The 12,653-nt window shown below is 64.0% G+C and carries 10 protein-coding genes; 3 read left to right on the forward strand and 7 right to left on the reverse strand.

Translation table 11 applies throughout. The features are described from left to right. Window position 1: 1 nt before the first annotated feature. Both ACWDKQ_RS24900 and ACWDKQ_RS24905 read right to left on the reverse strand, forming a co-directional pair. Window positions 2-795, reverse strand: a protein-coding gene (locus ACWDKQ_RS24900; protein ID WP_450141179.1) for an IS5 family transposase whose coding sequence is annotated in 2 segments (ribosomal slippage) — window positions 2-456 and window positions 456-795 — 795 coding nt in all. Because the reading frame shifts where the segments join, the coding sequence is not laid out codon by codon here. A gap of 71 nt (window positions 796-866) precedes the next feature. Next, window positions 867-2,663 (reverse strand): fatty acyl-AMP ligase, encoded by a 1,797-nt coding sequence (locus tag ACWDKQ_RS24905; RefSeq protein ID WP_450141170.1) that lies wholly within the window; start codon window positions 2,661-2,663, stop codon window positions 867-869. 611 nt (window positions 2,664-3,274) lie between these two features. On the opposite strand from ACWDKQ_RS24905, the gene ACWDKQ_RS24910 reads away from it, so the two are divergent. Further along, window positions 3,275-4,789, forward strand: a complete 1,515-nt coding sequence (locus tag ACWDKQ_RS24910; protein ID WP_450141171.1) for a flavin-containing monooxygenase — start codon at window positions 3,275-3,277, stop codon at window positions 4,787-4,789. A gap of 243 nt (window positions 4,790-5,032) precedes the next feature. Here ACWDKQ_RS24910 and ACWDKQ_RS24915 read toward each other — a convergent pair whose 3' ends face one another. From ACWDKQ_RS24915 to ACWDKQ_RS24930, 4 genes are all read right to left on the reverse strand, one after another. Next, entirely contained in the window at window positions 5,033-6,799 is a 1,767-nt protein-coding gene (locus ACWDKQ_RS24915; RefSeq protein ID WP_450141172.1) for a hypothetical protein, read from the reverse strand. Continuing rightward, a complete protein-coding gene (locus ACWDKQ_RS24920) occupies window positions 6,799-7,125 on the reverse strand; it encodes a hypothetical protein (protein WP_450141173.1) in 327 nt (108 codons plus the stop codon). Before ACWDKQ_RS24920 ends, ACWDKQ_RS24915 begins: the two co-directional genes overlap by 1 nt. A gap of 962 nt (window positions 7,126-8,087) precedes the next feature. After that, window positions 8,088-9,131, reverse strand: coding sequence for an alcohol dehydrogenase catalytic domain-containing protein (locus tag ACWDKQ_RS24925; protein ID WP_450141174.1), 1,044 nt, complete (start codon window positions 9,129-9,131; stop codon window positions 8,088-8,090). A 582-nt stretch (window positions 9,132-9,713) separates the two neighbouring features. Next, the gene (locus ACWDKQ_RS24930; protein WP_450141175.1) at window positions 9,714-10,130 is read right to left on the reverse strand and encodes a cold-shock protein; all 417 of its coding nucleotides are present in this window, start codon (window positions 10,128-10,130) and stop codon (window positions 9,714-9,716) included. An 811-nt stretch (window positions 10,131-10,941) separates the two neighbouring features. Between ACWDKQ_RS24930 and ACWDKQ_RS24935 the strand changes: the two genes are divergently transcribed. Both ACWDKQ_RS24935 and ACWDKQ_RS24940 read left to right on the forward strand, forming a co-directional pair. Then, window positions 10,942-11,136, forward strand: coding sequence for a hypothetical protein (locus ACWDKQ_RS24935; RefSeq protein ID WP_450141176.1), 195 nt, complete (start codon window positions 10,942-10,944; stop codon window positions 11,134-11,136). Between the two features lie 95 nt (window positions 11,137-11,231). After that, window positions 11,232-11,849, forward strand: a complete 618-nt coding sequence (locus ACWDKQ_RS24940) for a response regulator transcription factor (protein ID WP_450141177.1) — start codon at window positions 11,232-11,234, stop codon at window positions 11,847-11,849. Window positions 11,850-12,231: 382 nt separating this feature from the next. Here the strand turns inward: ACWDKQ_RS24940 and ACWDKQ_RS24945 are convergent, their stop codons facing one another. Continuing rightward, a complete protein-coding gene (locus ACWDKQ_RS24945; protein WP_450141178.1) occupies window positions 12,232-12,459 on the reverse strand; it encodes a hypothetical protein in 228 nt (75 codons plus the stop codon). Between the last annotated feature and the right edge of the window lie 194 nt (window positions 12,460-12,653).

Here is a 12,653-nt window from a genome sequence, read left to right on the forward strand (position 1 = left end):
CCTAACAAAGGATTTTGATGTGCCGGTAGCAGATGATGCAGGTGGCCAGGCGGAGGAGCGCCTCGTGGATGTCGTCGCGGCGCTGCCAGCGGATCCGCAGACGTCGCATGCCGTGGTACCACGCAATCGTGCGTTCGACGCCCCACCTGATCGCACCGAGGCCGGAGCCGTGGTCCGTTCCGCGCTCGGCGATCTTCGGTCCGATTCCCTTTGCGCGCAACTCGTCCCGGTATTTGTCGGAGTCGTAGGCGCGGTCGCCATAAAGCTCGTCGGGCCGGCAGCGCGGGCGCCCGCGCCTGCCCCGCACCGGCGGGATCGCCTCGACCAGCGGGAGGAATTGGGTGACGTCATTGACGTTACCGCCGGTCAGGGTGAATGCCGTTGGGATGCCGCCGCCCTCGGTGATCACATGGTGTTTGGAGCCCGTCCGGGCGCGGTCGACCAAGCTCGGGCCGCTTTCGGGCCGCGCCGCGCCGCCCGCTCATTCGAGCTGTCGATCACCGCCCGCGAAAAGTCCAGCTTCCCGGCCGCCTTCGGCTCGGCCAGAAGCTCCTCGTGCAGCCGCTTCCACGCCCCGGCCTCGTTCCACTCCGCCAGACGTCGCCAACAGGTCATCCCGGACCCGAACCCCAGCTCCTGGGGCAGGAACTCCCACTGGATGCCGGTGTGCAGCACGAACAGAATTCCCTGCAAGACCAGTCGGTCCGGCAGTCGCTTGCGACCCAACTTGGGCAGCGCGTTCTCCCAGCGCGGCAACAGTGGCTCGATTCGCTCCCACAGCTCGTCAGACACGATCCATGGCGGCTGTTCACCTTTCCTCACACACCGATGATCGTCGATCAAGGAGCTTTAAGCACTACAAGTGATCATTTTGTTAGGAACTCTAAACGCTGAAGGTACTGCGTGCGGCACGCGGCGCGGCGCACCTTGCCGCTGGTCGTCTTGAGCACCAGTCCCGGCGCACCCACGACCACCTCGTCGCATGCGATCCCGTGGGCTTCCCTGATCGCGCGGCGAACCGTCCGGGTGGTTTCCTCGTGATTGTCGGCAACAGGCGCGCCATCCACCATTTCCACGAAGACGATCAAGCGCTCGCCCTGGCCTGATCTTGACGAGGGAACCGAGAACGCGGCAACCCCGCCCGGGCGGATCAGCGGATGGCACCCGCGAACAGTCTCCTCGATGTCCTGCGGATAGTAGTTATCGCCCCGGATAACGATCAGTTCCTTGAGCCGACCGGAGACGAACAACTCTGCATTGCGGAAGAACCCGAGATCACCTGTCCTCAGATACTCGCGGGGATCGTCGTCGGCGACGCGAGCACGGAATGTCTCGCGGGTCTCATCCGCCAGGCCCCAGTACCCGAGGGCCTTGGTGGGCGAGTCGACCCAGATTTCCCCGACCTGACCGGGATCGCACGGTTTGCCGGTGCCTGGATCGACGATGCGAACGTTGGCACCTTCCTTGGTGACCCAACCGCTGCCGTAGAAACCGGCGGCACCCAGGGTGGAGTCGGCTTCAACCGGCTCCACCCGGCCCTTCTCCAACTCGCGCTTATCCACCCACAGCGGACCACCGCTGCCCATGCTCAAGCTCAATGTGTGCTCGGCCATGCCGTAACCGGGGTGGAACACCGCAGGTTTCAGTCCGGTCAGCATGAAAGCGTTCCAGAACCGCTCCATGGTTTCCGGTAGCACCATTTCTCCAGAGGAACCGAGAACTCGTACAGAGCTGAGGTCCCAATCTGCGCGCTGCTCCGGAGTAGTCTTCCGGACCATCAGGTCGTAGGCGAAATTCGGCGCCGACGTGTGCGTGGCGCGCACCCGGGACATGACGTCGAACCACACCGAGGGCCGCTGCAGGAAGCTGAGGGGAGACATCACGTAGGTCCGCCCGGAGTGCCCCGCGATGGTGTTCAGCAGGAAGCTGATCAGCCCGAGATCGTGGAAGTGCGGAACCCAGGTGACGGCGACCGTGTCATCGCCCAGTGCCAAATCCGCGGCCAGGAACTGCAACTCGTGGCTGATGTTGCGATGGCTGACGATCACGCCTTTGGGAAATCCGGTCGATCCGGACGTGTACTGCAGGAAGACCGGCTCGTCCGGATCTTCCGGATTGTACCAGTGCCGCGGCTCGACCACATCCACCTCGCCGCCGCGGCGTGAATCGGTGGCCAGCCACGGAATCCCGGGCAATTTGGGCGCTTCGGGCGGCAGTGGGCGTGCTCTCAACGCCGCATCGATCGCCCCCTGGTAGGCATCGTGGGTGAGCACGACACGCGCACCGGAGCTGGTGGCGATAGCCGCCAAGGCCCCGGTTTCCTGCACGAGCTTCAGCGGGTTTGGCGGTGCGACCGGAACTGGAATCACTCCGCACGCCAGGCAGCCGAGGAACGCGCTGATGAAATGCAGCGATGGCAGGTACACCAGCAACGCCCGGTCGCCACGCCGGACGCCCTCTGCTTCCAGCAGCGACATGACCCGCTGCGCGTCGTGAGCCAACCGACGAACCGTCATCGACTCGACATCGCGGCCGTAGTCGTCGACGAACACGAAGAGCTCGCGGTTCATGTCACGCTCGTGGAGATCGATGAACGCCGACAGAATCGTGCCTGCACCCAGGCTCGAGGCCGGGTTCAGATCCGGCTCAACTTCCAAATGCATGGCGAATCTCCCTGTCTACGGCCGGGCCGCGAGCTCACTTGATCCGCGCCCAGCTGCTCGTGCTGGCACCGCCCTGGACGCACCGCGCGGACGGTCTTGCGCCACAACTGGCACAATCCGACCTCGACACCGAAATGCTAGGAACCTCGGCGCGGCGGACGGAAGATCACCATCCCCGACGCTGCCTGATCAGACAGCGTTTCCTGCCTACACCATCTGGCGACCGTAATCTCATCGGCTTTTCGGCTATTTTGCGACCCAAGAAGCTAACGACGAGAATCTGGACACTTCGGCAGGTTGGAGCTCTGCCCCACCCCGCCACCCGCTAGGCCGGCCATCCCGCGGACGGGCGACCGACCGCCGACAGCGCAGGCGTGCCACCTTCGAAACCCCACGTGGCGCGAGTGCGTGATGCGTACGGAAACCCACTACGCGATGCGGCCGTGAAACGGTAGTTCCCACTTCTGGAGATGCCTCATTAGGTATGGTCTCTTTGCCCTTTGGTTCGCGCCGCCGGGCGGTCTCTTGACGAGAGCGCGCCCGGAACGTTAAAGATTCCACCGGGGCAGGCAACCGCGACGGCGTGAGCGGGTTGGCCCTGCGAGGAGCGCATGAACCAATACCTCAAGGCCGTGATCGTCGGCACCGGATTCGGAGGACTCGGACAGGCCATCCAACTGGAGAAGGCCGGCATCCGGAACTACCTCGTCCTGGAAAAGGCCGATGACGTGGGCGGCACGTGGCGTGACAACTCCTACCCCGGATGCGAGTGCGACGTGGAAGCGCACCTGTATTCGCTGTCCTACGAGCAGAAACCCGACTGGCTACGTGATTTCGCCACCCGGACCGAGATTTTCACCTACCTGAGGAACATCGCGGACAAGCACCGGCTGAGATCCAAGATCCGATTCGGAGTCGGTTTGACCGGTGCGACCTGGGAACCGGACCAATGCAGGTGGCGGCTGGGCACCACGACAGGTGAAGAACTCTTCTGCCAGTTCCTGATCTCCGCAGTCGGCGGACTGCACATCCCACGGCTGCCCGAGCTTCCTGGGCTGGAAACCTTCAAAGGCCAAGTCTGGCATTCCTCGCAGTGGAACCACGACTTCGACTTCGCCGGGAAGCGCGTCGCTGTCATCGGCACCGGGGCATCCGGGATTCAGCTCGTGCCACCGATCGCGGCCGCGGCAGCCAAGTTGTACGTCTTCCAACGCACTCCCCACTGGGTGCTGCCCAAACGCAACCGAGACGTTCCCGGCTGGCTGCGGGCGTTGTTCAAACACATTCCCGGTGCCCAGCGCGTCTACCGCAACACGATCTACTGGCGCCGGGAGATGCGCGCGCTTGCGTTCAACGGGCGCTTGGAGCTGTGGGATGGGCCCGAGTCGATCGCCAAGCAACACATCGCCCGGCACATCAAAGACTCTGCTCTGCGGGAGAAACTGACTCCCAAGTACACCATGGGCTGCAAGCGGGTATTGTTCTCCAACGACTACTACCCGGCCCTGGCGAGGGACAACGTCGAGCTCGTCACCGACAGCGTGGCCGACGTTCGGGCCGACTCGGTGGTGGACGCGTCCGGCGTCGAGCGCGATATCGACGCGATCATCTACGCGACCGGCTTCCGCATCACGGACGCGTTGGACTACCTCCACATCATCGGCACCGACAAGCGGTTCTTAGCCGAGGAATGGGCAACTGGTGGCATGCGTGCTCATCTTGGCACCACCGTTGCTGGATTTCCGAACATGTTTTTCCTGCTCGGGCCCAACACCGCTGTCACCCATACATCCGTGACCGTGATGCTCGAAGCGCAAGCCAGGTACGTGGTGAACGCGATCAGGTTGGTCGACAGAAGCGGCGCTGCGGCACTGGATGTTCGGCGCGACGTGCAGGAAGAGTTCCAGACAACGATCCAGCAGAAGCTGGTCAAGGGTGTCTGGGCCCGGGGTGGCTGCACGAACTTCTACCACGATGCGGCAGGCGTCAACCGAGCCATCTGGCCAGGCTTCACGTGGCAGTTCTGGCTGGCCACCCGAAGGGTCCGGCGCAAGGACTACCGTCTGCTCCACCGCGCACCGCAGGATAGGCGCCTCGGGACCATCGAGAACACCTCGGCTCGGTGAAATCCGCCGAGCCAAGCGGTGCCGGTGGATCATGCCGACGAAGCGGGGTACCGCTCTGCGATGCTCACTCCAGGCGAGCCCGCCTGCGCTCGCAGGCGGGGTCGGCACAAGATGATGCGGACCACCGCACTCCGCACACCCCGACTGACATTCTTCTCGCGCTGCCCGCCTGCCATCGCGATGCCCCGCCAGTCCGGGGCGACGGGGCATCCGCGATACAACCTTCCCATGATCAGCCGCCGCTTATGCCTTTCCATAGGTATTGGTCTCGATGTTCGAGCGCACGTGGATGTCTGCGGTTTTACTCCCGGTCTTCCACAGCGTTTCTCCGATACCCGACCTCGGGAACGCGGTGTTGCTGGCCGCTGAATTGACCCCGCCGCGCGCCGCGCCGGTCGCTGCCTGCAGCAGCACGCTCTTCCACATGTCGCCGGGCTGGCCGTTGCTCCTGGCCACCTCAATACCGGACTTTATCGCGCCGCTGGTCATGCCGTTGATGGCATCCTTCGGGACATCGTAGAAGAGGATTTCTTGCCAGCTATTGCGCGTGCCGAATGAGTCACTCCACGCATTGTTCTTCCGCACGAACGCCAGCCGCTGGCGGAAGGTGGTCTGCTCGCTGGCGGCGATGCGGGCCGCGTCGAGCTGGTTCCAGGCGTCGACCCGGTCTCTCGCGAGATCGTGAGCGGCTTCGCTGAGCGCAACATTGTCTCTGGTGAGCCGCGCGTTCCGCTGCCTTTTGAGGAGGTCCTGCCGGGCTCTGCCCAGTGCGTTCTGGGCATCCCGTAGACCACCGGACGCCTCGGCGAGCGCGCGGCGGCCATCGTCCAGTTGCTCAACGCCGTCCTGAATCCACTCCGCGTTGCCGGAGGCTCGGTACAGGTCGAGCGTCGTGCCGGCGCGGTCGACCCGGTTGATGGCCTGCTTGACCGCCTCATTGTGCGCCCCCACGGCGCGTTCTCGTCTCGACACCTCAGTGGCGGCTCGAGAGAGTTCGTTGATCGCCGTGGTGTGCTCTTCGAGCGCGCTGCTGTGGTTGTTGCGTGCCAGGGTGAACTCGTCGCCGAGGCGCCTGCCTGCCTCGGGTGTATTCTTAACGCCGAGATTCTCCGCGTTGTCGTACGCGGTCTTGACGTTGTCGAGCAAGCGTTCCGGCTCAGAAGCCGGTGCTTTGAGCGGCTTCGGATTCGGTGTCGGGCCGATGCTATTGACAAGCTTCTTGGCCTGGCTGTCGAAGGGGACGAACTCCGCCAAGCCGTCGGCGCCGCGTCTGATGTTGCCCGCATCGTCGAGCACCTTCGAGATTCCGCTCTTTTCCAAAAAGCCGACGAACGCACCGCCCACACCGCTGATTCCAGCGCTGATGAACACCTGCGCCGGGTCGATCTTCTTGCCTAGGAGACCCGACGCCGTCAGGTTCGCCGCCAAGTCGATCCCCATGTCGCGGACGCCCTCGACCAACATCCGACCGTAGCCGACGCTGAGCCGTTCGGTCTTCCAGGTCAGCTGCGAGACATCGGCAATCCACGCGCGGGTACGCACCAGGAAGCCCACCAATACCCGCAATGCCTGTGCAAGCATTTGCAACACGCGGACGCCTGTGCTGACCAGATACGCAAGCCAGGCTTGTGCCCACGCCAGCAGTGCCGGAAACATGGCTGCTGCGGCGTAGAACGCCAACGTCGCGGCGATCATAACAGCCAACTCAACGATGATTTGCGTGACCATGGTGTGCTTCTTCGCGTGCTGCTCCTGCTGCGCGGCTACCACCTCTGCGGTCTGCGCGATTCGTTCAGCGCGATGCACCACCCCCCGCATGCGGTCGGCGAAAGCGTCCGCCGCTTCACCGCTCCACTTCTCCCGGCCGGAGACAGTGATCTCGGCTACACGAGAGCTGTGCTCGTACAGGTAAGCCGACAGGTCGGCCCAGCCCTGGGCACTGCGGTGTAGAGCCTGCGCGTCACCTCCGGGGTTTCGGAGACCGACCTCAGACAGCGCGTCCTGCGCCATTAATACGCGTCCTTCATCGGAGTCGCGGCCGTCTCTGCGGCCATATTGTCAACATCGGAGAAGTGCCTGGCCTCGTCCTGCAAGGCATCCGCAATCTCCACGACTTCGCGGTGCATCTTCATGAGCGCTTCCAACGTCTGCGCGGTGGTTTCCCGGTACTCCCGCTCGGATTCCGCGGCGTCCGGCGTCGCGCCGTACGCTCCGCGCACGTTCTCCGCCTCATTTCGGAACTTCAGAATCCGCGCCCTCAATTCGTCGGCCGTGGTCCGGAACTCCTGGCTCATGCGCTGCAGGTGCTTCACGTCCACACTGACAACATTGGACACGGTCTTACCTCCTCCGATCGGTGGGCCACGCAATCGAAGATGCCAGACCATCAGGGCCGTTCAGGTCCAACTTCACCGAACCGACCGAAGCCAATCGGCAAAAGTTCACTCGCGGTCTTTCACCGCGTTTCCTCAGAGCGGAAACGACATCGACACGTCGTGACCGCGCGCACAGACGACTTGCGCTCGCGCCGACCTCTCGGCCCGGGGAGCGTGCGGGGCGATCAAAAGGAGAGTGACGCATACGCGTTCGTCGTAAGTCACGTGGTAGCGCAGGAGCCTGCAATGCGCGCACGACGTCGGTGCCGTCAGGTGCTAGCGGCCGGACCAGACACAGGGCGTGCGCAAGGTTGACCTACCCGGTTTAGGTAGTTCTGGGTAGAGGGGCGGGCGGCAGGTTGGCCAGGTGGTAACCCGTTTCGATACCGGCTGCTTTGCCGTTCGGGCGGCGCCAGCACCATATCCGGATGGTTCGCAGGTTTCCGTCCACAACAAGGACCTTCCAGGCCGCGGGCTCTGGCACATCCGTACCCGCCCACGATTGCCAATTGAAATCGCGGACGTTGTCCACAGGCATCGGCGTGGCGGAGTGCGATACGCCGACGGTCCGCACCGCCAGGGCCGGCAACCCGCCGCAACCGTCAGATCAACCTTGCACACGCCATGGGACCAGGCAGGTCCGGTCGCTGTCCGGCTGGAACCGATCCGCGCCGCGGTCCCGTCAGATGTGAGCTGGATCGGAAGTACGCCCGTCGGGTAGCGTGCGCCGTCGTACACCAGGAGCCCGCACAGTTGTGCCTTGCTGCGCCGTCCATCGCGAGAACTCGACGCCGCCGGCAGCCGTCAGCGCAGGCGAACCTTCTGCAGCCACCACCGTCGACTTGCCGACCTGCCGCTACCACGTAGCGTGAGCAGATGTGTGCCGAACCTCCGCTTGCGGACGCCGTGACAGCGCGTCGTGCCTAAAATTCTGGCCCACCGGACTCGGTGAGCTGCTGCGAGGTGAGCGCCTCGAAGTCCGGCAACACCTGGAGCTTTAACCCGATGCCGCTGCTGATCAACATCAGTGCTTCGTCGAATTCATCCAGCGGCACGGCGTGGGTCAGCAGCGGATCAGTTTGAATCGAGCCTGATTCGATCAGACCCATCGCAAGACCGAAATTGTTGAGCACAGCCATCGAGTGGTTGACCCCGGCTTCGTGCTCGTAGAACGGAACGCGCGAGAGCTGGATCCGCGCGCTCGCGTGAGGCGTCCCGAACATGAGCAGGCGACCATCGGGCCGCACCGCATCGAACGCCCCTTCCATCGCCTCCGGATCGCCGGTGCAGTCGATCACTGCATCGAACTTCTCGCCGCTGACCTCGGTGATGTCCGTGGCAATCGGATTCGCGCCCAGGTCCATCGCGAGAGCCAGCAGTCCTGGGTCGGGGTCGACGATGGACACGTCAATACCGCTGAGCCGCTGCGCCTGCAGCACCAGCAGCCCCGTCGCGTTCGCGCCGACCACCAACGAACGCTGCCCGGCGACCACGCCGAACCGGCGTACACCCATGAGTGCACGCGAGGCCGGTTCGGCCATGGCACCCTGCTCCCAGGTCATCAAGGCAGGCAGCCGGTAGCAGTTTGCAGCGGGCACGGCAACGTATTCCGCGAACGCACCGTTCACGGACTCGCCAACGGCACCGCGCTGCCCGCACTCCGTCGCGTTATTGCCACGGCACGCCGCGCAATGCCCGCAGGGCAAGGCCGGATCGACTGCCACCCGGTCTCCGACCCGCCAGTGTCTCGGCACAGCCGGCCCCAACTCGACGATCTCGCCGCTGAACTCGTGCCCCGGCACAACGGGGTACGAGGCGGAGGCGAACCCGCCGTCGGCGATGAGCAAATCGACCTCGCAGACCCCGCACGCACGGACCCGGACGACCACCTGCCCCAAGCCTGGTTCCGGATCAGGTATCTCACCCACGCTGACCGTCCCCCTCCGGCTGACGATCGCAGCCCGCATCGGCAACGCACCTTCCTCCCCGTCGTCGGCCGGCACCATTCAGAATTGCGCTCATTTGAGCGCGATGGCACGATGTCGACCCGAACACGATTACCGAACTATTCAAAGACCAGCCGTGAATCCAAACAAACGCGCGAGGAAATTCAGTACCCTAAATCACTGCTGACTTGCCCATTCGCGCAATGAGTGCCCGACTACCTCTTGACAAATGCACTCCCAATGAGGTTTTTCCAACCTCTTCTTGCGTCTCGATGCGGGCAGCGGAACCACAGCGGCCTTCTCGGCCGTGGAATCCATCCAATCCGCGGCGTCCGGGCCGTCCTCGCGAGAAGACCGCTGAGAACCCCCGGCGTTGCCGGTTGCGAAGGTCGGCTAAGACGGCTGTGCCGCTTGCGGCAGCCCCGGACCGCAGGGCTCCAGGCGTCGGGGTCGGCCAGGATGAAAAAGGCTCGATGGGAGACAGGAGATCGGCCGGTCTGGGCCCAACGCCGTTGAGCCGTGATAGTGCGGTGCTCAGCGCCGTATGCCCGGCCTGGACACTTTGCGTCCCGACCGGGCATACGGTTCCAATTCAGTGCGCCGTCAGGCTTCCACCCAACCGTTGCGCTGCGCGAACGCAACGAGCTGCCTGCGCACTTGGAGGATCTGCCCGCCCGTCATGCTGGGCGCAGCCTCGATCAGCACATCCGTGATCTTCTGGGAGAACTCGGCTGCTGACAGAACTTCGCACAACTCCTCGTCGTCACGTTCCTGTTTCACGTTCAAGACCTGCGACACCGGTGTTTGCGAAACCGCACCGAGCAACCGCACAGCCACGGCCTTCGTGCCCTGGTTGCTGGGCGTTGCCTCGAACTGCACCCGCATGCCACCTTGGAGGACCTGCTTCAGTTGTTCGTCCAGGATGGACGCGTGCAGGAACACGTCCTCGCCGCCAGCATCCGGTTCGATGAACCCGAATCCCCTGGTCCCGTCGTACTTAACGATTGTTCCCGTTTTCACCGCTTCTGCCCCTCAAACCGCTAGTGCACGCTTCCGCACCGCCAACATTTACATCGCAAGTATAAGGCCTCCCGTGAGGAGAACAAAGACCGGGATCCGGCTACCCGTGTCACTCCGGACCGGATACGAGAACGCGGCCACGAGCCCCCCGAACCTCCCGTGATCGCGTCCCGTACCGGTGTTCCCCAGGCTGGACATCGCCGCAGCCCCTCGATCTTGATCACGTCACCCACACTTTTCCCGCGGTTGACCGACACGGTCGATGAGCCAGGCGGTGCGTTGCACGTAGGCGCCGACGTTCATCCGGTTCCGCCAACCTTCGGCTTGCTAGGCAAGCGAATGCCCCGAAGCAACCATCCCACTGCTTGATCGCGCAAGCATGGACTGAGGCCTCTGGCCCGCCACGCCGCCGGTGATCAGGGACCTGGACAGAGATGACGTCTGGCGACCTGCCTTCGCCGGAGCCCGTCGGAGGTGAGCCTTGTGCCAGCGTTGGCCGACGACGGGAGGGCCGCAGCCAGCTGACTGGCGGCATGGCACGGTGCCCGGTTCGCGCCCAGGTTCTGCTCAGGCTGGGGCTGCTTCGTGCATTGCCGCGATCACGCCCGATCGCCATAGCGGACCTGGCCGGAAACGTTGCGCGCCTAGCTGCTTCCGTGACGCGTATCGCAGCAAACCTGCGCTGGGTGAACGGATGGGGTCGACGAGGCAAAGTAACTGAGCCAAACGGTCAGTCCCGCTTGTTGGTACAGATAAACGCACCGAGTTTCAGGCATGGTTGGTCTACGAGGTTTGAACGGAGGAGGGAACGTTGAAGAAGGTCGATCTGCCTGAGGACGCGGTATCCTCGCTGCGGCAACTGGAGACCGAGATGTCGGAGGCTCGCGAATACGTCCTGCGATGCCGCGCTGCGGGCAATGAAGAGGCCGCCCATCTCCACGACGTGTGGATCGATCTCCTCCTGGAGGAATGGGGCCGGTGCCGCCTGTCCACACAACCGACCTGATCAGGCCAAAGAAGCGTGAAGGTGGCGTAGAGAATTCGTGAAGAGGGCCTTCCCACACTGAGACCACATCGTCGCGGAGCGTGTGGGAGATCCTGATGGACCGAGTTCGAGTGGCTGTTCTGGCCGAAGACCCGATCACCGTTGCCGGCCTGGCGAGTTGCCTGAAGTCACGGGAGGAGTTGTTCGTGGCGCCGAACCCGGCTGAAGCCGACGTGATCGTATTCTCCGCGGACCGCGTCAACGCCAAGGTCTTGGCCGAGCTGAGACTGTCAGCACAACAGATGTCGGCGCCCAGAGTGCTGGTGACCAACGAGTTCAACCCGGCCGATGTGCTCAGCGCGGTCGAATCCCGCGTGGTGGCCGTGCTGCCTCGAACCGCAGCGACCGGAACGAGGCTGTCCAACAGCGTGATCGCTGCGGCCAAGGGCGCCGGGACGATGGCCCCGGACCTGCTTGGTGAGTTACTCAAGCAGGTCGACCACTTGCAGCGTGAAGTGCTGACGCCTCGTGGTTTGAATGCTTCCGGGCTGACCAACCGGGAAGTTGACGTGCTGCGGCTGATGGCCGACGGTATGGACACCGCGGAGATCGCGCAGAAGCTGTGCTACTCGGAACGAACGGTCAAGAACGTCATCTACGGGGTGACCAGCCGGCTCAACTTGCGCAACCGGCCGCACGCGGTGGCGTATGCGATGCGAGCTGGAGCGATCTGACCAGATCCAGCGGGGCCTGACGCGTCCATGAGGTTCGGCGACGGCGGTCGCGTGCGTGCCGGCACGGGCTTCTCACTCGTGATGTCGGTGCGTAGAGCCTCGATGAGGTCGCGGACCTGGGGTGTTGGTGTTGGCGACCTCGACAGCGGACTGTCGCAGTTGCGTGCCCGTTGGTGCACTTCGAAGCTTCCGAGCAACGCCGCATAAACGCCGGTCTTTCGCGCGGTATGTTAGTTGATGTTGTCGCAAGAATGCCGTTGATCTTGTTTTCGAGGATTCGTTAGGCGGGCATGGTTGGTCCGCCGACTTGCTTCTGTCAACCGCTCCAGTGTCTTTCGGGTCGTAGGGGCATAGGGTTCGGGTTGGGCAAACGCGGCGCGGATCATCGGCCAGCGCCGTCAATGGCCGATTCCCAGCCATGGTCGGGAACCTGGTCGACGACGGCCTGGATGCGGGCATCCACGGGGAACCCGAAGGAGAACCACACGCCCCGGCCCCGGCACGCCTTCGCGAACGCGTGGGTGGCGCCGGCCGAATCCGAGCGAGCCACCACCCGCACCGAGCCGGGATCACCCGGACGCGGCCGGGCGTGCTCGGGTAACGCAGCCAACGCTTGATCCAGCACCGTGAAACCCCGGCGGGCAGTTCGAAGAAACTGCCCGCAGCGAAGTAAACCAGCGAGAACGGCTTGCGGTGGCCCCTACCGTGGGTGTCGCCTGCCAGCCTGAAGGGACCACCGGTTTGCCATGAGCATGGGACCGGGTTGCGTCCGGTCGCGGGCCGTGTGCTGATGGTGTCCGACGA

It is taken from the genome of Saccharopolyspora sp. NPDC000995, from assembly GCF_053599315.1.